The sequence below is a fragment of the Achromobacter sp. 2789STDY5608615 genome (genome assembly GCF_001298995.1).
In the GTDB taxonomy this organism is placed as follows: Bacteria; Pseudomonadota; Gammaproteobacteria; order Burkholderiales; family Burkholderiaceae_B; genus Achromobacter; species Achromobacter insuavis.
Genome location: NZ_CYTY01000033.1, coordinates 47830 through 69192, shown reverse-complemented (window position 1 = coordinate 69192; position 21363 = coordinate 47830). Strand labels below are relative to the sequence as shown.

At 64.4% G+C, this 21363-nt stretch carries 17 protein-coding genes; 12 read left to right on the top strand and 5 right to left on the bottom strand.

All coding sequences use genetic code 11. The features are described 5' to 3' along the window. The first annotated feature begins 31 nt into the window (after positions 1-31). Genes AOZ49_RS23950 through AOZ49_RS31945 form a run of 3 tightly spaced genes read left to right on the top strand, consistent with a single transcriptional unit; the run spans position 32 to position 4166 of the window. Entirely contained in the window at positions 32-1603 is a 1572-nt protein-coding gene (locus AOZ49_RS23950) for an ABC transporter substrate-binding protein (protein ID WP_054478145.1), read from the top strand. 10 nt (positions 1604-1613) lie between these two features. Further along, entirely contained in the window at positions 1614-2972 is a 1359-nt protein-coding gene (locus AOZ49_RS23945) for an acyl-CoA thioester hydrolase/BAAT C-terminal domain-containing protein (protein WP_054478143.1), read from the top strand. A 24-nt stretch (positions 2973-2996) separates the two neighbouring features. Beyond that, positions 2997-4166: a CMD domain protein gene (locus AOZ49_RS31945; protein ID WP_082380570.1), complete on the top strand. Its 1170-nt coding sequence runs from the start codon at positions 2997-2999 to the stop codon at positions 4164-4166. 139 nt (positions 4167-4305) lie between these two features. Here AOZ49_RS31945 and AOZ49_RS23935 read toward each other — a convergent pair whose 3' ends face one another. Beyond that, complete coding sequence (locus AOZ49_RS23935) at positions 4306-5205, bottom strand: LysR family transcriptional regulator (protein ID WP_049054069.1); 900 nt, start codon at positions 5203-5205, stop codon at positions 4306-4308. Between the two features lie 108 nt (positions 5206-5313). On the opposite strand from AOZ49_RS23935, the gene AOZ49_RS23930 reads away from it, so the two are divergent. The 6 genes from AOZ49_RS23930 to AOZ49_RS23905 all read left to right on the top strand — a co-directional run bounded on the left by AOZ49_RS23930 (position 5314) and on the right by AOZ49_RS23905 (position 11003). Further along, on the top strand, positions 5314-6306 hold the full coding sequence (locus tag AOZ49_RS23930) for a Bug family tripartite tricarboxylate transporter substrate binding protein (protein ID WP_054478141.1): 993 nt from the start codon (positions 5314-5316) through the stop codon (positions 6304-6306). Positions 6307-6397: 91 nt separating this feature from the next. Further along, entirely contained in the window at positions 6398-7384 is a 987-nt protein-coding gene (locus AOZ49_RS23925; RefSeq protein ID WP_242609097.1) for an Ldh family oxidoreductase, read from the top strand. 27 nt (positions 7385-7411) lie between these two features. Then, positions 7412-8383, top strand: a complete 972-nt coding sequence (locus AOZ49_RS23920) for a Bug family tripartite tricarboxylate transporter substrate binding protein (RefSeq protein ID WP_054478138.1) — start codon at positions 7412-7414, stop codon at positions 8381-8383. A gap of 4 nt (positions 8384-8387) precedes the next feature. Continuing rightward, a complete protein-coding gene (locus AOZ49_RS23915) occupies positions 8388-9158 on the top strand; it encodes an MBL fold metallo-hydrolase (RefSeq protein WP_054478136.1) in 771 nt (256 codons plus the stop codon). 50 nt (positions 9159-9208) lie between these two features. After that, positions 9209-10003 (top strand): transporter substrate-binding domain-containing protein, encoded by a 795-nt coding sequence (locus AOZ49_RS23910; RefSeq protein WP_197286770.1) that lies wholly within the window; start codon positions 9209-9211, stop codon positions 10001-10003. A 151-nt stretch (positions 10004-10154) separates the two neighbouring features. Next, positions 10155-11003, top strand: a complete 849-nt coding sequence (locus AOZ49_RS23905; protein ID WP_054478135.1) for a class I SAM-dependent methyltransferase — start codon at positions 10155-10157, stop codon at positions 11001-11003. Between the two features lie 776 nt (positions 11004-11779). Here AOZ49_RS23905 and AOZ49_RS31940 read toward each other — a convergent pair. The 3 genes from AOZ49_RS31940 to AOZ49_RS32695 form a co-directional block, all read right to left on the bottom strand. Next, the gene (locus AOZ49_RS31940; RefSeq protein ID WP_082380569.1) at positions 11780-11992 is read right to left on the bottom strand and encodes a hypothetical protein; all 213 of its coding nucleotides are present in this window, start codon (positions 11990-11992) and stop codon (positions 11780-11782) included. Positions 11993-12536: 544 nt separating this feature from the next. Beyond that, complete coding sequence (locus AOZ49_RS32700) at positions 12537-13643, bottom strand: hypothetical protein (protein WP_156355736.1); 1107 nt, start codon at positions 13641-13643, stop codon at positions 12537-12539. Between the two features lie 66 nt (positions 13644-13709). Further along, positions 13710-14609, bottom strand: a complete 900-nt coding sequence (locus tag AOZ49_RS32695; protein WP_197286769.1) for a hypothetical protein — start codon at positions 14607-14609, stop codon at positions 13710-13712. A gap of 395 nt (positions 14610-15004) precedes the next feature. On the opposite strand from AOZ49_RS32695, the gene AOZ49_RS23895 reads away from it, so the two are divergent. Beyond that, positions 15005-17017, top strand: coding sequence for a DUF4034 domain-containing protein (locus tag AOZ49_RS23895; RefSeq protein WP_054478131.1), 2013 nt, complete (start codon positions 15005-15007; stop codon positions 17015-17017). A gap of 36 nt (positions 17018-17053) precedes the next feature. Next, positions 17054-17926: a leucine-rich repeat domain-containing protein gene (locus tag AOZ49_RS23890; protein ID WP_054478130.1), complete on the top strand. Its 873-nt coding sequence runs from the start codon at positions 17054-17056 to the stop codon at positions 17924-17926. Positions 17927-18019: 93 nt separating this feature from the next. Here AOZ49_RS23890 and AOZ49_RS23885 read toward each other — a convergent pair whose 3' ends face one another. After that, the gene (locus AOZ49_RS23885; RefSeq protein ID WP_054478123.1) at positions 18020-20137 is read right to left on the bottom strand and encodes a TonB-dependent siderophore receptor; all 2118 of its coding nucleotides are present in this window, start codon (positions 20135-20137) and stop codon (positions 18020-18022) included. 427 nt (positions 20138-20564) lie between these two features. On the opposite strand from AOZ49_RS23885, the gene AOZ49_RS23880 reads away from it, so the two are divergent. Then, entirely contained in the window at positions 20565-21350 is a 786-nt protein-coding gene (locus AOZ49_RS23880) for a helix-turn-helix transcriptional regulator (protein WP_231690427.1), read from the top strand. Positions 21351-21363 lie beyond the last annotated feature (13 nt).

Genomic DNA, 21363 nt, shown 5'->3' with positions numbered 1-21363 from the left:
AAGAAGTTCCCCCTCACCAAGGACCCCGAACATGAAACGCCTGATTCTCTCGACCCTGACCGCCGCCATCCTGGGCGCGTCCGCCGCGGCCTCGGCCGACAACCTGTCGATCGGCTTTGCCGATCCGCTGTCCTCGCTCGACCCGCAACTGAACAACCACGCCGGCGACCGCTCGGTGGCCCTGCACTTCTGGGACCTGCTGATCGAGAACAAGTGGAACAAGCTGCAACCCGGCCTGGCCGTGAGCTGGAAACCGCTGGACAGCACCACCTGGGAATTCAAGCTGCGCGAAGGCGTCAAGTGGCAGGACGGCACGCCGTTCACCGCCGACGACCTGATCTACTCGTACACCCGCGCCCGCGCCGTGCCCGGCAGCGTGGCCACCTACGCCGGCTACCTGCGCACCATCGACACGATGACCGCCAAGGACCCGCTGACCCTGATCGTCAAGACCAAGGCCCCCAACCCCGACCTGCCGCTGAACCTGGCGTCGGTGCACGTGGTCAGCAAGCACGTCGGCGAGAAGTCCACCACCGAAGACTACAACTCGGGCAAGGCCATGGTCGGCACCGGCCCCTACAAGTTCGTGTCCTACACCCCCGGCGACCGCGTCATCATGGAACGCAATGACGGCTACTGGGGCGAGAAGGCCACCTGGGACAAGGTCAACTACCGCTACATCAACAACGCCGCCGCCCGCACCGCCGCGCTGCTGGCCGGCGACGTCGACGTGATCGACAAGGTCTCGGTGTCCGACCTGGCCAAGCTGCAGAAGGCCGCCAACATCTCGGTCTACCCGTACGACGGCCTGCGCGTCATGATCCTGCAGCCCAGCTTCAACCCCGCGCCCAACCAGTACATCACCGACAACAACGGCAAGCCGCTGGACAAGAACCCGCTGCTGGACGTGCGCGTGCGCCAGGCGCTGAACCTGGCGATCAACCGCAAGGCCATCGCCGACCGCATCCTGCAGGGCGCCGCCACCGAAGCCAACCAGTGGATGCCCAAGGGCACCTTCGGCTACAACCCCGACGTCAAGGACATCCCCAATGACGTCGAAAAGGCCAAGAAGCTGCTGGCCGAAGCCGGTTTCCCCGACGGCTTCAAGCTGACCATGCACGTGCCCAACGACCGCTACCCGCAAGGCCCGGAAACGGCCCAGGCGGTGGCGCAGTTCTGGACCCGCATCGGCGTCAAGACGCAAGTGGAAGTAGTGCCGTGGGCCGTGTACTCGGGCCGCGCCAACAAGAACGAATTCGCGGTCAGCATGCCGGCCTGGGGCAACGGCACGGGCGAAGCCAGCTACGCGCTGGTCAACATCCTGGCCACCGTCGACGCCAAGAAGGGCCTGGGCGCCTCCAACTGGGGCCACTACAGCAACGCCAAGGTCGACGCCGCGCTGGACCAGTCCACCTCGGAATTCGACGTGCCCAAGCGTGAAGCCATCCTGCGCGACTCGGTCAAGATCGTGTCCGATGACGTCGGCATCATTCCGCTGTACCACTACAAGAACATCTGGGCCACCAAGAAGGGCCTGAAGGTCACCCCGATGACCAGCGACCGCACCGCCGCCATGATGGTCACCAAGGACTCGGGCAAGTAAGGGGCGCATCATGGTTCCTACCCTGAGCATCCAACCCGCCGACGCGCTCATCGACGTGCCCCGCCAGATCCGGGTGGAGCACGTCGCGCCCGGCCAGACGGTGGAGATCACCGCCCTCACCCGCCGCAACGGCGTGCTCTGGCAGAGCCAGGCCGCCTTCGTCGCGGGCGAGGACGGCGTGGTCGACCTGAGCCGCGACGCGCCCGTCTCGGGCGACTACGGCGGCGTCTCGCCCATGGGCCTGATCTGGTCGCAGTCGCCCGTGGACTCGCCCAGCCGCGAGCACTTCAACCACCCGGTCACCGAGGCGCTGGTCACCGAAGTCGTGGCGCGCGCCGCCGGCGCGCAGAGCATCGCCCGCTTCACCCAGCGCCTGGCGGCCGACGGCGTCACCCGCCAGGAAGTGCGCGAGGAAGGCCTGGTCGGCACGCTCTACCTGCCGCCCGGCGCCACGCCCGGCTCGCATCCCGCCGTGCTGATCCTGAACGGCTCGGGCGGCGGCATCAACGAACCGCGCGCCGCGCTGTACGCGTCGCGCGGCTACGCCGCCTTCGCCCTGGCCTACTTCAAGGCGCCGGGCCTGTCGAACTACATCTCCAACACGCCGCTGGAGTACTTCCAGACCGGCCTGCGCTGGCTGCGCAAGAAGGTCCAGCCCAAGCACGACTTCGTCGCCATCAGCGGCCAGTCGCGCGGCGGCGAACTGGTGCTGCTGCTGGGCGCCACCTTCCCCGCGGAAGTGTCGGCGGTCGTGGCCTACGTGCCCGGCGCCGTGGTCCACAGCGGCCAGAACGCCTGCGACCCCAAGATCGGCCGCGAAGGCCCGACCTGGCTGCTGGGCGGCAAGCCCCTGCCGCACGTCTGGGAAAACAACCGCACCGCCACCTGGGCGCCGTTCGACGAAGGCCCCTCGCCGCATCGTCATGAAAAGGCCATCCTCACCGCGCTGCAGGACCCCGACGCCGTGGCCCGCGCCCGCATCAAGGTCGAGGACATCCAGGGTCCGGTAATGCTGCTATCCGCCACCGACGACGGCTCGTGGCCGTCCAGCCTGTATTCGAAGATGGTGCAGGACAAGCTGGCCGAGGTGCGGCATCCGTATCCCGTCCAATGGCTGGACTACGAGAACGGCGGCCACTCGATCCTGTTCCCCTACGTGCCCACCACGCAGCTGGTCTACGCCCACCCCGTGTCCGGCAAGATCAGCACCAGCGGCGGCAACCCCAAGGACAATGCGCGCGCCGACCAGGAGTCCTGGGAAGGCGTGCTGAAGTTCCTGGACGCCGCGGTCAAGGCGCGCGGCCAGGCCGCGCCGTCCGCGGATCGCGCCCAGGCCGGCGCGGCCGCCACGCCCGGCAACGCCGGTTGAACGACATCCAAGGAGACTTTCCCAATGGCACAAGCACCCATCGTCTATGACGCCGCCCGCGACCTGGTGGACCAGCTCGTCGGCCTGAAGGCCGACAGCGCCGCCTACGCCGTGCGCCACCAGCGCGACAAGGTCGCCGCCGCCACCCAGGGCAGCTACGACGCCCTGTTCGACCCGGCCCTGCCCGGCCTGACGCTGGCCGAGCGCCTGCTGGTCGCGCTGTACGCCGCGCGCCTGACGCCGTCGCCGGCGCTGGCCGCGCACTACCGCCAGCGCCTGGTCGAGGCCGGCACCAGCGCCGCCGACATCCAGGTGGCCGAGTCCGGCAAGCCGGCGGACGCCGCCGACCCGCGCCTGGCCGCGATCCTGGAATTCACCCGCAAGCTGATCGAAAAGCCCGTCGAAGGCGACGAGGCCGCGCTCAAGACCCTGCCGGCCGCCGGCGTCTCCACGCCTGCCGTGGTCACGCTGTCGCAACTGGTGGCGTTCCTGTCGTACCAGGTGCGCCTGGTCGCCGGCCTGCAGGCCATGCAGGCGCTGGCAGCCAAGCCCGCCGCGGCCGGCACCCCGCCCGCGCCCTTCCCGGCCAACACCGCCGCCACCGAACCCGGCGCCGTCATCAAGGCGCACGGCTTCACCAACGAAGTGCTGGAGTGGAAGGCGTGGCTGGACGTGGTCCAGGTCGACAGCGCCACGCCCGAACAGATCGCGGTCCTGGAAGAAAGCCACCCCAAGGCCAAGGTCTCGGATTACTACCTGTTCCTGGTGCACCAGCCCGAGATCCTGCGCCAGCGCTCCACCGCGTTCAACGCCATCATGTACGCGCCCGGCGGCCTGTCGCGCGCCGAGCGTGAACTGGGCGCGACCGTGGTGTCGCGCGTCAACGGCTGCGTCTACTGCGCCTCGGTGCACGCGCAGCGCTTCGAGCAACTGGCCAAGCGCAATGACGTGATCGCGCAGGTGTTCGAAGACCCGGCCACCGCCGGCACCACCGCGCGCGAACTGGCGATCGGCAAGTTCTCGATCCAGATCACCGACGCGCCGGCCTCGGTGGATGCGGCCAGCATCCAAGCGTTGAAGGACGTGGGCCTGAGCGACGGCGAAGTGCTGGACCTGCTGCATTCGGACGCGATCTTCGCGTGGGCCAACCGGTTGATGTTGAACCTGGGCGAGCCGGTGGTCGTGCAGGTCTGACGATCGCGCGCGAACCGCGCCGAGTCGTACCTGGACAGGCCGCGTTTTCGCGGCCTGTTTGCTTTTCGGCTCGCGGTTGACGCCCTTCTGCGCAGGCGGCTGACGACGCAGCGGCGTGCCGGCTGAACCGCGCACCCCCCTACTTCTGCCGCGCCTCCACCCGCTGCGCCAGCAGGTCGTAGAACAGCCGCGCCACCGGATTCAAGGTCTTGCCGCGCGGATGGATCAGCCCGATCGTGCGGCTCACGGCGGGGTTGCGCAGCGGCACGCTGACCAGCGTGCCATGGTCCTCATCCGGCATCGCCAGGCGCGGCACTACGCCCACGCCCAGGCCCGCCTCCACCATGCTGACCAGCGCCGGCACGTGCTGCACCTCGCAGAAATGGCGCGGCCGGCTGCCGCTGTGCACCAGCGCCTGGTCCATCAGGAAACGATTGCCGCTGCCCTGCGCCAGGGTAATGTACGGATGCGCCTCCAGATCGGCCCAATCCACCGACTTGCGTTTGGCCAGCGGATGCTTGCGGCTCACCGCCGCCACGAACGGCTCTTCCAGCAGCGGCTTGAACTCGATTTCCGCATCATTGGCGCCGATGTAGGTCAGCCCGAAGTCCGCGTCGCCGCGCGCCACCGCCGTCAGCACCTGCGAGGACGACTCGTCGATGATGCGGATGCGGATGCGCGGATAGCTGGCGTGGTATTCGCGGATCACATCCGGCAGGAAATACGCCACCGCCGACGGCACGCAGGCAATCGTCACCATGCCCGACAGCCGCTCGGCCACGTCGCGGATGCCGACCAGCGCGCTCTCCAGCTCATTCAGCACGCTGCGGGCGCGCGGCACAAAGCCGCGGCCGATGGTGGTCAGCTCGACCTTGCGCGTGGTGCGCGTCATCAGCTGCACCCCCAGCGCCGCCTCCAGCTTGTCCACGCGGCGCGACAGCGCCGACTGCGACAGGTGCAGCGCCTCGGACGCCGCGCGAAAACTGCCCAGGTCGGCCACCGCCAGAAAGGCGCGCAAATCGGCAAGGTCGAAATTCATGCGTTTTCATCAAGAATTGAACGAATTTTTGCACTTTACTCGATTCCGGGCGCGGGGCACGATGTCTCCCAGCCGCAACCAATAGCGGCCTGAACAGGAGACCCGCCCATGAAGCCGTTACGGAGAGCCTGCCTGCGCACCGCGCTGGCGCTGGCCGCCGCCCCCTTGTTGTCGTCCGCCCCCTTCTCGGCCCACGCCGACACTTGGCCGCAACGCCCCATCCGCCTGCTGGTGCCCTACGGCCCGGGCGGCAGTTCCGACGTGGTGGCGCGCGCCGTCGCGGTGGAAATGTCGCGCGACCTGGGCCAGCAGGTCATCGTCGAGAACAAGGGCGGCGGCCAGGGCAGCATCGCCACGGTGGAAGCGGCGCGCGCCCGGCCCGATGGCTACACGCTGATCCTGGGCCACGTCGGCACCCTGGCGGTGAACCCGACCATGATGCCCAACCTGTCGTATAACCCGCGCCGCGACTTCGCCCCGATCATCCTGCTGGCCAAGCTGCCCATGGTGTTCGCCGTGGGCGCCAAGGTGCCGGCCGCCACCCTGCCCGAATTCGTGGCGCTGGCGCGCGCCAGGCCCGGCGTCCTGAACTACGGCTCGGCCGGCAACGGCAGCGCCGGCCACCTGGCCTTCGAAATGCTCAAGACCGCCGCCGCCATCGACGTGGTGCACGTGCCGTACAAGGGCACCGGCGCCCAGGTCACCGACCTGCTGGCCGGCAACATCGACGCCGCCGCGGCCGGCATCCCCGGCCTGCTGCCGCATGCGCAGGCCGGCAAGATCAAGATCGTCGCCGTCGGCTCGGCCCAGCGCCTGCCAATCCTGCCGGACGTGCCCACCGTGGCCGAGCAGGGCTACCCCGGCTTCGAAAGCTCGCAATGGTTCGGCCTGCTGGCCCCGGCCGGCACGTCGCAGGAAGCGATCTCGCGCCTGCAGGCCGCCGCCCAGCGCGCCCTGCAGACCGACGCCGTGCGCCAGCGCCTGGCCCATGACGCCGCCGAGCCTTCCGGCGCCGGCCCGGCCGAATTCGCCGCCTTCATCGACGCCGAAGAGCGCCGCTGGAGCCAGGTGGTGAAAGACGCCCGTCTTTCCGCCGAATAAGCCCCCTCTTTTTTCACACAAGGATTGCTGATCATGGCCGCCACTGCTGGCTCCCCCTCCCTCGTCCCGGAAACCGAACTGCGCGCTTGGCGTGCGCGCCTTCGAAGGCCTGGGCCTGCCGCGCCAGGACGCCGTCGACGTGGTCGACATCCTGGTGCTGGCCGATCTGTTCGGCCTGTCCACCCACGGCCTGTCGCGCATCGAATCGTATGGCGAGCGCCTGCAGGTCGGCGGCATCAACCGCCAGGCCCGCATCCGCGTGGACAGCCCTGCCCCCGCGCTGCGCCTGGTCGATGGCGACAACGGCGTCGGCCCGCTGGTCGGCATGCACGCGCTGCGCGCCGCCATGCAGGCTGCCAGCGAATGCGGCGTGGGCCTGGCGTTCGCCCGCCAGAGCAACCATTTCGGCCCGATCTCGCCCTACGGCCTGATCGCCGCCGAGGCCGGCTACGCCAGCATCATCGGCAGCAACGCCACCACCACCATCGCCCCCTGGGGCGGCACCGACGCGCGCGTCGGCAACAGCCCCATCGGCTTTGCCGTGCCGAACCCGGACGGCGCCCACTTCCTGCTCGACATGGCCATGAGCGTGGTCGCCCGCGCCAAGATCCGCAACGCCCTGAAGGCCGGCCAGGCCATCCCCGACACCTGGGCCACCGACGCCCAGGGCCAACCGACCACCGATCCCAGACAAGCGCTGGACGGCTTCCTGCTGCCGATCGGCGGCCACAAGGGCTACGGCCTGGCGCTGATGGTGGACCTGTTCGCCGGCCTGCTGTCCAACGCCGCCTACCTCACCCACGTCAAATCCTGGGTCGACGCGCCCGACGAACCGCAAAACCTGGGCCACTTCTTCCTGCTGATCGACACTCGCCGCCTGGGCTCGACCCAATGGCTGGCCGAACGCATGAACGACTTCGCCGCCATCCTGCACGCCAGCCCGGCCGCCGACCCGGCCCGCCCCGTGATCCAGCCCGGCGAGATCGAACTGGCAAAGCTGGCGCGCCAGCGCGCCCACGGCATCGAAGTGGCCGCGGACGTCCTGGCCCTGCTGCGCCAACACGCCGGCCAGGGCTGAGCCAGCATCCCGGAGGAGACCGACAACATGAAGAACATCGCCCGACTCACCCTGGTCCTGGCGGCGACCCTGGCCGCGCCGCTGGCCCGCGCCGCCGACTACCCCAGCCAGCCGATCCGCCTGATCGTGCCGTACGTGGCCGGCGGCGCGGCCGACATCACCGCGCGCGTGGTCGCGGCCCGCATGGCCAAGACCCTGCAGGGCACCATCGTGGTCGAGAACAAGCCCGGCGCCAACGGCATGATCGGCACCGACTTCGTCGCCAAGGCCGCGCCCGACGGCTACACCCTGCTTCTGGACGCCAGCGGCCCGCTGGTGGTCAACCCGTCGCTGTACAAGAAAACGCCCTATGACCCGCTGAAGGATTTCGCCCCGATCAGCCAGATCACCAGCTACCAGTACGCGCTGGTGGTGCCGCGGCAATCGCCCGCGCGCAGCATCGACGACCTGCTCGCCGCCGCCCGCAAGAAACCCGGCGCGGTCACCTATGGCTCGGCCGGCCTGGGCGCCGGCGGCCACCTGGCCGGCGAACTGCTGGCCCTGCGCACCGGCACCCAACTGACGCACGTGCCCTACAAGGGCAACGCCCAGGCCCTGACCGACGTACTGGGCGGACAACTGTCGTTCACCTTCGACACCACCGTCACCGCCACCCCGCACATCCAGTCCGGCAAGCTGCGCGCCTATGCCGTCACCGGCCCGCGCCGCGCCTCCAGCCTGCCCGACCTGCCCACCATGCAGGAACTCGGCTACAAGGACTTCGTCATCACCCAGTTCCAGGGCCTGCTGGCGCCCGCCGGCACCGATCCGCGCATCATCGCCACCCTGCATGACGCCGTGGTCCAGGCGGTGAAAGACCCGGAAGTGGTGCGCAAGCTGGCCACCGAAGGCGGCAACGAAATCATCGCCGGCACGCCCGAGGAATTCACGCGCCAGCTGCGCGACGACCTGCAACGCTACCGCCAGCTGATCAGCGAAGCCCACATCACCGCGGAGTGACCCCATGTACCAGATCGACATCCTGATCCAGGGCTACCCGGGCCGCGCCGTCTGCCATGGCGGCCTGGGCTGGAGCACCAGCACCCTGCTGCGCTCGGACCGCCACAGGATCCTGGTGGACGTCGGCGCGTTCGGCGTGCGCCACCTGCTCGGCCGCCACCTGGACGCCTGCGGCGTCGCGCCGGCCGACATCACCGACGTCGTCCTCACGCACGCCCACTACGACCACGCCGTCAACTTCACGCTGTTCCCCAACGCCACCGTCTGGATCGGCGCGCGGGAACTCGAATGGGCCGCCGCGCAGCCACCGGGATTCAACCCGCTGCCCGAACTGTACGTGCGCGAACTAGACCAACTGGACCGCGTGCGCCGTATCGACGACGGCGACGCCTTCCTGCCCGGCATCACCGCCATCGCCGCGCCAGGCCATACCCCCGGGCATCTGCTGTTCTACGTCGATGACCCGCGCCAGCCCATCCTCTTCACCGGCGACGCCGCCAAGAACCGCGCCGAGCTGGTCTCGGGCCAGGTGGCCGACACCGCCGACGCCGACGCCAGCCACGCCAGCCTGGAACGCATCTGGGAATGGTGGCGCAAGCGGCCCGATACCCTGCTGGTGCCGGGACATGACTTGGGCATGAAGCTCGACGCCCATGGCGCGCCGGTCTACGTCGGCGAACGCCGCGCCGCGATCAATGCGTGGTTCGGGGACGATCTGGAGCCGCAACGGATCGACCTGTGCTGTGCGCCGGGTGCGGGGCGGTACAGCGTGTGAGTTGGCTGCCACCACCTTTGAATTTCCCACCGTCCTTTGCCATGACCACCATGACCGCGATTTCCAACACTACCGCCCGTTCGGACGCCCACGCGCATTCCGGCACCGCCAACATCCCCGCCGACATCATCCAGGCCTTCACCCCCACCGGCGTGCTGCGCGCCACCATCAACCTCGGCAACCCCATCCTGGCCACCCGCGACGGCAGCGGCGCGGCCGCCGGCGTCTCCGTCGACCTGGCCCGCGCCTTCGCGCAGCGGCTCGGCGTCGCCCTGGAACTCATCGTCCTGGACAGCGCCGGCAAGGCCGTCGACACCGTCAGCCAGGAAGCCGCCGACATCGGCTTCTTCGCCATCGACCCCAAGCGCGCCGCCGGCATCGCCTTCACCGACGCCTACGTCCTGATCGAAGGCGCCTACCTGGTGCGCAACGATTCGCCCCTGCGCGAGATCGCCGAGGTCGACGACCCGCGCCACCGCGTCACCGTCGGCCTGGGCAGCGCCTACGACCTTTACCTGACGCGCGAACTGCAACGCGCCGCCATCACCCGCGCCGCCACCTCGCCCACCGTGGTTGACACCTTCCTGCAGACCGGCACCGACGTCGCCGCCGGCGTGCGCCAGCAACTGGAAGCCGACGCCCTCCGCCTGGGCGGCCTGCGCCTGCTGCCCGGCAGCTTCATGACCATCCGCCAGGCCATGGGCCTGCCGCGCGGGCGCGGCGAAGCGGCGGCGCGCGTCCTGGCCGACTTTGTCGAAGACATGAAACGCAGCGGCTTCGTGGCCCAGGCCCTGGCCCGCCACGGCATCGACGGCGCCGCCGTCGCGCCGGCCGCCGGCGGATAACCGCCGGGTAGTCGGCCGACCCGCGCACGGCTCAACGCCAAACAGGCCCACCCTGTCGGCAGCCGGACGGAAAGCCAGCGGTTTTCGTTAAAATGACGCTTTCCGCCTATTCATGCGCCCCGCCCCACGCGGGGCGCATTGCCTTACCCCCATGTCCGACAAAACCCACGACATCCGCCCCGGCCAGTCGATCGAACTGCTCAAGGCCCTGCACATCCTGACCCGCGACGGCAAGATGAACCAGGACAGCCGCCGCAAGCTCAAGCAGGTCTACCACCTGTTCCAGTTCATCGAACCGCTGCTCAAGGACGTCCAGCAACAGCGCGGCGCCGTCACCCTCGCCGACCACGGCGCGGGCAAGTCGTACCTGGGCTTCATCCTGTATGACCTGTTCTTCAAGGAACAGCCCGACGCGCTGAAGAACGGCTCGCACATCTACGGCATCGAAACCCGCGAGGAACTGGTCAAGTCATCGGAAGAACTGGCCAAGCGCCTGGGCTTTGGCGGCATGTCGTTCCTGAACTTGTCGGTGGCCGAATCCATCACCTCCGACAAACTGCCCGCGACCATCGACGTCGTCACGGCCCTGCACGCCTGCAACACCGCCACCGACGACGCGATCCATTTCGCGCTGGAGAAAAAGGCCAAGTACATCGTGGTCGTGCCCTGCTGCCAGGCGGAAGTGGCGTCGGTGCCGAGGAAGAACAAGGTCAAGGCGCTGGCCGATCCGCTGGCGGAGATCTGGCGGCATCCGCTGCACACGCGGGAGTTTGGCAGCCAGATCACGAACGTGCTGCGGTGCTTGCAACTGGAAGCGCACGGGTATCAGGTCAGCGTGACGGAGCTGGTGGGGTGGGAGCATTCGATGAAGAATGAGCTGATCATTGCGCAGTACAAAGATCTGCCGCGTCGGAAACCGGCGGACCGGCTGACGGAGATGCTGGATCGGATTGGGTTGCAGGAGTTGAAGGATCGGTTTTTCCTGCCGCAAGCGGCTTGAGAATTGAAAAAGGACCCTGTGGGGTCCTTTTTGTTTTGAACGCTCGTCTCGGATAGGGATGAGAATGTCACTCTTGGCATTGCTGCCAATGTGCGTCACGCCCATACTCATCTTGCGATCGCAACAACGATCGTCCGGATTGACAGCCGGAATGACCTTGGGCGGACAGCCGCTGCAATAGCGGCGTTTTCATGTTCGTAGGCTGACGCACGTCCCTCCTATGGGCGAGCCTAGGCTGGGGCACGTTCGCGTGCGCCGGTTTCCCTTGGTCATCGGTCTGTCAACCCGGCCTTGCGCTCGCCCACCCCGACTGACAACGGGGGCGTGGGCTTAACGACTGAGGCAGCCGCGATGAACGACCACTCCTACACCCTTGACCGCTGGGCCACGCCGGATGATCCGGAGAGCGTCCCTATTCGATTTGCTGATCTTCGGAAGATTGAACGGGCTTGCCAGGGAATCTGGGCCATCGCCCGGATTGTGGGGAACAGCGCGACGGAACCCGAGAGTACCGGGGCGGAACCGCTGGAACCGTGGATCAGCGCCAACTTGCTAGGCGGGATTGAGAGCCTCTGCGATCACATTGCGGATCTTGCAGAGACGGCTATGGACGGGGCGCATTTGGAGCTTAGGGTAGCAATGACGGAAGGGTCATTGCATTGATTGGCGCGGTTGCGGTGTGCTTGGCGCCATCGGGATGCCAGCACGTCGCCAGAGTGGGCAATCGACAGGATGCCGGGCCATCAGCCGCGCCACCGCCAGCGCTGAGCTATCGCTCAATCCCCCGAGCTTCTACGCAACCGATCGGTCGAGGCCTTGTTCAGGCGCTTCGCTTCCGCTTCTGCGTAGTCTTCTTCGCCTTGTTCATACTTGCCGTCGTACATGCAGCTACTGCGGTTCCACCGGCATTCGTTGGTCAGGGAACAGCCGGAACTCAGCGCGGCGAGAAACAGAACGACACCGCAACGGCCTAGGGTTTGAATCGACATGGGGCTCCTTGGTTGTCGGGGTAGTGTACGGGATGGGGATGAGGGGTGACGGGCGACTCGCTTAATTCTTACTATTTCTCGGCAGCACCTACAAAATACTGGGTTCATCGATCCACTGATTAACGAATCGTGACTGTAGCCTCTTACACCTCGACGTATGTGTGTTGAAAAATCGAAAAAACTTGCTTCGACTCGACAACTTCACTTTATGCTCACTTCTAAATTTTTCGATAGCATCACTGACCTCCAGATTAGCGGCAAGAAAAGTGAACAGCCGCCGAAAAGGCGGCAACTCACTTCGACACGCCGATTCAAATCCGTACATAAGAGACTCTAAGCTAACGATTGCTTGGATGACCAATATCGCTTTCGATCGGCTCAGCGGCTAGCATCTCCCCCACCTTATCAATAGTGCCTGGGGAGTTTTATGACAAAAGAGTGGTAATAAATTTCCCAAATCCAGGAAGCGGCTCCAATCTAAGGAGACTGGAAAAGTCGGCTTACCGAGCATCGATTCGACACAACACATCTATTCCCTAAGTTCTCATACTTTCGCTCTTTCCAGCCCGACTGTATTCGCAGCCGCACTCAACAATTCATCCCCTGGCGTAACGATGAGTTGGTGCCGTTCATAGATTCGACCTGGAGGATTCGCTATTGTCGCCAGTGTATCGCCGCAAAGTTTAGCCAAAGGAGAATTTTCCGCGGCCGAATTGACAATATCTGCCATTTGCTTCTGGAATCCTTGAAATGAAGCAGCAATGGCAGCCTTGTATCCATAGTCTTCCTCCAATCGCTTGGCGAGAGCAGCCTCCCGGCTGGCATGCATGGCAAGCCAAATCAGGGCTGCTGCTATAGGTAGGCGCGCCAGCCACAACCTGCCCAATTCACCCCACGTAAGTGAATTACCCGTGTTGTAAATATTCCATAGTCCAGACAAGGCAAGCAGAACCAGCAAGACTATTGAACCAACGAAGATCATTTGCCAACGTTCGCCGGGTTTCAAGAATGTCTTTCGACGATCGTCAAAGGCGTGGGCTAGACCCGCAGCGGTTGCGCCTGGCAAAAGGCTAGTGATAAGTTCCAACTGGGCTGCAGATTTGACCTCAAGCTCTGATAGCTTTTTTTCATAGGCAGCTATTATTCGCTCGGTGTTATCCGCCTTCTCCGCAAGTAATTTTGCTGTCGCCGATGCAGCTATCGCATCATCTCGAGAAGCCAAAGCAGCATCGACAGCCGCGCTTAATTCTGCCGCGCGTTGCTGAACATCAAGGGCGACGGCTGCTGCCGTGTCGGCAGCACTGAGAGCACGCTGCCTCTGCCCTTCAACCTCAGTCGCCTGTTGTGTCGCAGAAGTTTGAATTCTGTCCAATTCAGCGCGAACGGAATCAGCGTGCTCCTGGGCATTTTGGATATGAGTCGATTTCGTGGCTATAACGACCTGTTCATCAACAACTTGAGTCTTTATCGCGAGCACGGAACTAGCGGCACTCTGAATCTCATCAACTTTAGCTTCCACGGCACTCAAAATATTTCGGAATTGCAAATATGAAGACTCAACGTCTGCAAATCGTCTCTCAAGCTTTGATGTCAGTTCATTTTCTCGACCATCACTTCCTTCAGTACTATTAATTTCATAACCGCTCGACATGCCAATCTCCGGTTTATTAAAATCTTATCCTACTTGCGTCTTCAGCCATCAATACCATGCGAACCATCAGCCCCCAGATCGCGCATTCTCTATTAACTTACGCAACTCTTTGGCAGGCATACCGCTAACGCGGACAGAAATTCCGTCGGTAGATTCAACGCGCACACTGCCGGACATTGGGTCAAATAGGATGATATTTTTGTCCGTCGAGGCAACATGACGCCCCTCGGCTACAAATGAATCCCCCCTCCAAAGAGATAGGCACGTTGCGACCTTAACCCTTTCCCCCACATCACTGCTCTCATCTAAATTCTTTCTATCCAGCCAATCCGCTCGACTGCTAATCGGAGTGCAACAATCTGCCGAAATCGTCCATGAATAAAAATATCTTGCAGCCATTCCTTGCCCAATCAACGGAAGAAAGGCAAATATCAACGAAAGAAGCGTAAAAGCGCCAACAACAAGCCATGGGCCACTGGCGAATGCAAAAAAAGGCAATAGATATAATTTTTCCCTAGCAAACCATCCTCCAAAACCAGAAAAAACTCGGGCAAATATGTTCTGACTAAATCTACGCTTTAGCCCATAACCCCTCACCAAACCCTTCTTTCTTTTCTCCACGCGGTATCTATAAACAAGAAAAGGAATCGTTAAAATCATTCCAAATCCGGCCATTCCTAGCGCATATCTTTGAAATTTCTCTGATTCAACCAAGGACCCCAAGTAATCAATCCAACCTCCGATTGCGTAACTAGCCAAATGCAGAAGGCCGAGTGGCGAACTGTAAGACATATCCCGAGGAATACCAAACGTACTTTCAATTGCAAGGGCCACACCATATCCAAGCAACGAAAGGGTCACTGCTCCCAACAACACTACAACTGGAATTGCCACAGCCAGCGATCGAATAATTTTTCTTGTCACTATCTTTTCCTTAGCCGCCCCAAGATCCATCACACTAATCATTAATTGTTAACCAAGACGCACCATCAAAAAAATCAGACGACTTCTCGAACTCTTTGATTAATCCAATAGTAGCCACGCACCAAAAATAATCTGCTATGTTGCTCCATAGGATTGGTTTTTTTCCTGACTTAAGATCTGAGTCACAAGCCCACAAAAATTCCGACACAAGCCATTTTCGATTGGGCGTTTATTCAGCGATTCGACTGGTCGGCCAACAATGACCTTAGTGATCAAGAGCCTTGATGTACTCCATGCGATCTGATCAAGATTGATTCATGCATATTACATTTAGAAATTAAATATTGTAAATTGTATTATTGCATATAAACTCAGCCAGCAGATAAGGCATCATCCACACTTCTGCAACCCGCTAGCTCATTCACTAGGTAGCCGTCTTGTTCCTGCTTACCGCCATCCGCCACGACCTCCGCGCCCTGGTTCAATCCCGCGCGTTTTCTCAAATCGACGCCTACTACAGCGATCTGGAACAGCAAGATTGGGCCGCCACCGACACCCAGGACTCGCCCTATTCCGAAGCCGTCCTCTCCGGCACCCTCTTCGACTACAGCACCGTTCCCTACCCGCAAGCCGCCGACTTCCTCCAGGCCTGGATCGCCGCCTGCCCCGACTCCTACCACGCCCATCTGGTCCTGGGTAACTTCTGCTTCGGCCGCGCCGCGGATATCCGCGGCTTTGGCTGGGCAGACAGCGTGACGCAGGATCGCTGGATCGGCGCCGCCCTGGCCTGCGAAACCGCCGCCGCCGCGTTGTTGAAAGCCATGACGCTTTCGCCGCGTCCCGTGGCGGCCTGCGTGACCCTGATGCAAATGGCCGCGCATTTCAAAGAGCCGTATTGGCTGCGTCAGCTGTTCGAAGGCAACCCCCCGGAGACCATTACCCACGACGACATCGAGGAACCCGGCCTGATGGATGCCGCGCTGGCGCATCTGGCGGAATACGGCGTGCCGCGCCTGCAGCCGGATCAGGCGCCGCAGGCCCTGCCGGCCTGGCTCGCGCCGCGCGCCGAGCATGAAATGGACCAGGGCAAGGATTATTGGCTGCTGCGCGCACTGGAATTGCGCCCCGGCCACATGGAAACGCTGACCGCATATGCGCAGTATCTGCAACCGCGCTGGGGCGGCAGTTATGAGGATATCGACGGCCTGGCCAGCGGCCCGCTGTGCGAGACGCTGACGGAACCGCAGCGCAACGCGATCCGCTGGATCGGCCTGTGGGACGAGCTGAGCGATTTTCCGGAATCGGTAGAAACGCAGGCGGTGGAAACTCATCGCCAGGCCTTCGAATCGTTCCTGCAGCGCGATTTGCGGCCGGAAGAACGCGGCGAGGCGCTGGGCCGGTTCGCGCATTTCACCAGCTATTCGCTGGACGACCACGCGGGCGCCCGCCAATTGCACGCGCAAAGCGTGGCGGCGTTCCCGGGGAATATGTATTTCGCCAACGTGGACGGGCCGTTCCGCAGTTTTGCGCGCGTGACGCTGATCCACCATTTGCCGGACGACGACGGCGCCTTCAAGCGCGCGCTGGAACGCATGTGCCACTGGAACCAGTTGGCGACGCCGCAGGCGTTGGTGGCGGTGGCGCATCAGTTCGGGCTGTGGGGTTTTGAGCAGGATCCAGCCAAGGCGCAGCAATTGCTCGATCGCGCGACGGAACTCGGGCGGGATCAGGCGGACGACAGTTTCAACGTGCTGGCGGCGGCGGCGATGCTGTGGGACGGCGGCGCGCACGAGGAAGGTTATTTCCTGACGCGCCAGCTGGCGGACCGGCGCCTGCCCGACGCGGCCAGCAGCATGTACGACATTCACCGCGGCTTCCGCGACAACACGCCGGACCATTATCTGGACGAGGCGGTGCGCGACGAATGGCTGCAACGCGCGGTGGACGATGGTTCGCCGCTGGCCAAGTACAACATGGCGCATCGGCACCTGTTCGACGGCAAGATGGATTTCTCGCGCCGCGAGAATGTCGAGACGGTATTGCGGCTGCTACAGGAATCGCGCGAAGAACCGCGAGCCGACGCCCTGGCGCGCTTGCGCATCGGGGTGCTGCTGCGCGACCACGGCACCGACGCGGAAAAACAGAGCGGCGTGCGCGAGTATCTGCGGCCACTGGTCGACGAAGACGACGACTGGCGCGCCGCCCGCGCCAGCGCCGAAATCGGCCTGGCCTATGCGCGCGGTCACGGCGCCAAGAAGAACCGTTTTGCCGCCATCGAATGGGTCGGGCACGCCAGCAAGCTGCAACCGGACGACGACGGTATCGACGATATCCATGGCGAGGTCATGAACTCGCATAGCTTGGTCAAGACCATCGGCACGGTGTTCGGCGCGTATATGGGGCGCGGCGGCGTGACGGCGGAGGATCTGCCGCCCAAGGCCGCGGAATAAGCAATCAGGCCCAGCCATCATCACTCCGGAGCCCGCATGTCGCTGATCCCGTTCTCGACACCCCAACCCGGCCGCGACAAGCGATGGCTGTTGATGCACAGCCGGCAGGCCGCGCAGGTGCATGGCTCGGATCAAATCCTGTTCTACGACGCGCCGCCCGACGCGGCCACGCTGGCGACGATCGAATACGTCCATCTATGGGCACCACCTCTGGATCCGGTGCAGGAATTGCCGGAACTGATCGCCCGGCTGCCGTCTCTGACGCATCTGTCCATCGGACCCGGCAATATCCAGGTCTCGGTGGTCAAGAACCTTCGCGCCGAGATGCTGCCGGCCAGCCTGCGGCATCTGTCGATTTTCGATTGCCCGGGGTCATATACCTGGTCGGCGGGAGTGATGCCGCAATTGGAATCGCTGGAGGTGAACGTTCCGATGCGGTTCAAGGCGGAGGATTTTCCGGCGCTGAAGTCGCTGTCGATGTTGCCGGACAAGGCGGGAAAACTGCTCGATCAGGTCTTGCGACTGCCGCTGCAAGAATTGAATCTGTTCAATGTATCGTTCGATGAATCACTGTTTAACCGCATCGCGGCGTTGCCTCTTGTATCGCTGGGGCTGATGGCGGGACGCTCGTTGAAAACGCTGGCGGGGATTGAACAGCTTTCCGGACTACGGTCGCTGCGGCTCAAGAATCAAGGCCTGTTGGAAACCATTGGCCCAATTGCCGCCCTGCCGGCGTTGGAACAATTGAATATCCAATATTGCAAGCGGATCACCGATATCAACACCCTGGAGGCGTTGCCCGGCCTGCAAGACCTGACCCTGGTGGGCTGCGGCAATATCGGCCTGGGTGTACTGGAAGCCAAGCTGAAAACCAAACTACGGCATTCCAACATCGCGGCGACGACATAGCTGCGTGAGCGCACGCCCCTGCGTCATGGATTCAATAGCCGAGGATGCGGGCCGTCCACCGACGCGCCCGCCCCCGCCATCAATCCGCCCGTCTCACCACTGATACCCCACCTTCAAACTGACCACCCTCCCCGCCCCCGCGAAGCAGCCGTTATCCAGGTCATAGCATCCCCCGCTATACCGCTTGTCCGTCAAGTTCGACACATTCAACTGCACCTTCGTCCCTTTCAAGCTGGGCACCTGCCGCCCCAGATCGTAATGCAGTTGCGCATCCACCAAGGTGTATCCCGGCACGCGGAAGTCCTGCAGCGTCTTGTATCCGCCCCAGCTTCCGCCGTTATGCCGCACTCCAAGCGCCGCGCCCAGGCCGGACGGCGCATCCCACGCCAGCCAGACGCCGCCAAAGCGCGTCGGCACGCGCGACGGCGTCCTGCCCACTTCGTTGGCATTGCCCTTGGTGTATTCGACGTTCTGCCAGGTATACGCCGCGATCACGCTCCACTGCGGTGACAGGCGCGCATGCGCTTCCAGTTCCAGCCCGCGCGAGCGGACTTCGCCCGACTGCACGGATAGGCGCGGGTTGGCGGGGTCAGCGCTCAGCACGTTGGTCTGGGTCAGGTGGTAGATCGCCGCGGAGAACAGGGCGTCCCAGTTCTCCGGCTGGTACTTGAGGCCGGTCTCGAACAACTCACCCCGGGTCGGCTTGAACGGCTCGCCGCTGGCGGACAGGCTGTTCACGGGCTCGAAGGACTGCGCGTAGGTCGCATACGGCGCCAGGCCGCTGCCGAAGCGATACAGCGTGCCGACGCGCACGGTGGTGGCCTGGTCCTTCTGCGTGAAGCCGCTGTGCCATAGCCTGTCGGTAGCGTCGATGGTCGACCAGTCCTGGCGCACGCCGATGGTGGTGTGCCAGTTGCCCAGCGCGATCTGGTCCTGCACGTAAAGGCCGGTCAGCGTCGAACGCATGCCCTTGTCCATGACCGTGGGCGGGACGGGCTGCGGCGCGCCGTAGGCGGGGTTGTAGAGATCCAGCTTGGTGCCGTTGTAGGTCGTGCGGTAGTCGCCATCACCGCGCATCTGCTCCCACACCAGGCCGGCCAGCAGTTCGTGGCGCGCGGCGCCGGTGGCGAAGCGCCCTTTCAGCTGGTTGTCCAGGGTGAAGCTGTTGTAGCGCTCGGTGGAACCCAGCACCTGGCGGTCGATGGTGCGCAGGTCCGGCTGCAAGGCGGCCAGGACCACGGCGTCATAGTCGCTGTCGACGCGGGTGTAGCGGCCGTTCAGGCTCATCGACCAGTCGTCCGCCAGCCGCTGGTCGAACTGGTAGCCGACGGCGCGGATGGTGCGCGCGAATTTGTCGTAGCCCGGCTCGCCCACGTTGAAGCGGGGCGGGAGCTGGCCGTGGGGGTTGGGCAGTACGCTGCCGATGCCCGGCACCGACGAGATCATGCCCAGGCCGGGATCGTCCTGGTAGCGCGCGTACAGCGTGAAACGGGTGGCGGCGCTGGGTTGCCAGGTGAGCGAGGGCGCGACCGCGCGGCGGCGCAGCCAAGTGCCGTCGAGCTGGCCGTCGCTGTTCATGGCGGTGCCGACGACCCGGAACAGCAGCGTGCCGCGTTCGTCGGCCTTGCCACCCAGGTCGAACGAACCGCGACGGTAACGGCTGGTGCCGCCTTCCACTTCGATCAGGCGCACGGCGTCTTCGCGCGGCAGCTTGCTGGTCAGCGCAATGACGCCGCCGGGCGTGGAGGTGCCGTACAGCACCGAGGCGGGACCGCGCAGCACTTCCATGCGTTCGAGCAGGAAGGGATCGACCTGCTGGCCGCCGAAGACGATGCCGCGGCTCAGGCGCATGCCGTCCAGGAAGGTGTCGACGGGGCCGTTGTCCGTGGTGAAACCGCGGATGCTCATGTCGTCATAGGCGGTGACGGCGCCCCAGGATTCGGTGGCGACGCCGGGCGCGTAGCGGAAGGCCTCGTTGACCGAGCGCACGTTGCGCGCGTCCATCTGCTCGCGGGTGACCACCGAGAGGGACTGCGGCGTCTCGATCAGGGGCGTGTCGGTGCGCGTGGCGGAACTGGAGCGGCGCGCCACCACGCCGTCGTCCTGCGGGATGCCGACGACCTCGACGGACGGCAAGGTGGGCGCGTCCCCCGCCTTGGCCGCTTCGGCCGCCAGCACCGCGCCGGGCTGAGCCCAGGCCAGCAGCAGCAAATGAAATCCGACAGTAAGAACCCGGGGCGATGCGCATCTGGCGCGGGATTGGAAGATCATGAGCGTGGTCCGTTTGTTTGATGGCATGCATCCCGAGACCCGGCGCGTGTCGCCGGCGCGATGTATGGACATTGCTTTGAAGCCGTTCCATTTAATATTACGTCTCATTCCTTTAACTACCCGGATCGGGTCGCAGCCCCCGAAACGGTTCCCCGGCACCGCTTTATGAAGACCCACCCCGACATGCCGCGCCACGCCGCCCCTTCCGCCCTGCCCGACTTGCCCACGTCCTCGATGTTCGACACGGACTTCCTGGCGCACTTCCTGCCGGGACAACGGCACCGGTTGGTCTACGTGCAAGTGGCGGAAGGCATCGAGCTGTGCCACTGGCAAAGCGCGTTCGAGCAGCCGTTCACCGTGCACACGCGTGACGACGGCGGCCGTGTATTGCTGTCGTATCAACTGCGCGGCAATACCGATTGCTGGCTGGAAGGCAGCGTCGCCGGACAGGGCGAGGCCGTCAGGGAAACGTCCGGCTGCGTGTACTACACGCCGGATCGTCGCGGACGCTTTGTCCAACAGGGGGGGGTGCGAGAGTCTGACCGTTGCGCTGCGGCCGGACGTGCTGCGCACGTGGATCGAGGACGAAGAGGACGCGCCGCTGCGGCGCTCACTGGACTCCGGCAGCTGCTTTCGCACCGGCTACCGCGGCGAAAAGCTGCATCAAGCCGCGCTCGCCATCAGCCGCGAGTTGAAGCACCTGCGCACGCCCGCCTGCGACACGCCCGGCGCGCGGCTGATCCGCGAAGCGCAGGCCATGATGCTCACCGGCCTGTTTCTCGAAACCGGCCACGCGGACCTGCGCCGCGCCAATACCGCCACGCCGCAACGGCAACGCCTGATGGCGGCGCGCGACTATCTGCTGGCCGACCTCGCCCACCCGCCCACGCTGGCGCAGATGGCCGCGGAGACGGGCTTGAGCGCCATGCGCATCAAGCGCGGGTTCCGCGAGCTGTTTGGGCACAGCGTCTATGGCCTGTTCCAGCAGACGCGGATGCGCGAGGCGCAGCAGCGGCTGCGGGCGGGCAAGGTGACGGTGATGGAGGTGGCGTTCGACCTGGGGTATTCGAATCCCAGCCACTTCGCGGCGGCGTTCCGGAAGGAGTTTGGCGTGGGGCCGGGGGAATACAAGCGCAGGGCGGCGGGCGTCTGACGCGCCGGCGTCG

Coding starts and splice junctions, on each gene's coding strand:
- AOZ49_RS23950 (WP_054478145.1), top strand. CDS start 32: ATGAAACGCCTGATTCTCTCGACCCTGACCGCCGCCATCCTGGGCGCG.
- AOZ49_RS23945 (WP_054478143.1), top strand. CDS start 1,614: ATGGTTCCTACCCTGAGCATCCAACCCGCCGACGCGCTCATCGACGTG.
- AOZ49_RS31945 (WP_082380570.1), top strand. CDS start 2,997: ATGGCACAAGCACCCATCGTCTATGACGCCGCCCGCGACCTGGTGGAC.
- AOZ49_RS23935 (WP_049054069.1), bottom strand. CDS start 5,205: ATGAATTTCGACCTTGCCGATTTGCGCGCCTTTCTGGCGGTGGCCGAC.
- AOZ49_RS23930 (WP_054478141.1), top strand. CDS start 5,314: ATGAAGCCGTTACGGAGAGCCTGCCTGCGCACCGCGCTGGCGCTGGCC.
- AOZ49_RS23920 (WP_054478138.1), top strand. CDS start 7,412: ATGAAGAACATCGCCCGACTCACCCTGGTCCTGGCGGCGACCCTGGCC.
- AOZ49_RS23915 (WP_054478136.1), top strand. CDS start 8,388: ATGTACCAGATCGACATCCTGATCCAGGGCTACCCGGGCCGCGCCGTC.
- AOZ49_RS23910 (WP_197286770.1), top strand. CDS start 9,209: ATGACCGCGATTTCCAACACTACCGCCCGTTCGGACGCCCACGCGCAT.
- AOZ49_RS23905 (WP_054478135.1), top strand. CDS start 10,155: ATGTCCGACAAAACCCACGACATCCGCCCCGGCCAGTCGATCGAACTG.
- AOZ49_RS31940 (WP_082380569.1), bottom strand. CDS start 11,992: ATGTCGATTCAAACCCTAGGCCGTTGCGGTGTCGTTCTGTTTCTCGCC.
- AOZ49_RS32700 (WP_156355736.1), bottom strand. CDS start 13,643: ATGTCGAGCGGTTATGAAATTAATAGTACTGAAGGAAGTGATGGTCGA.
- AOZ49_RS32695 (WP_197286769.1), bottom strand. CDS start 14,609: ATGATTAGTGTGATGGATCTTGGGGCGGCTAAGGAAAAGATAGTGACA.
- AOZ49_RS23890 (WP_054478130.1), top strand. CDS start 17,054: ATGTCGCTGATCCCGTTCTCGACACCCCAACCCGGCCGCGACAAGCGA.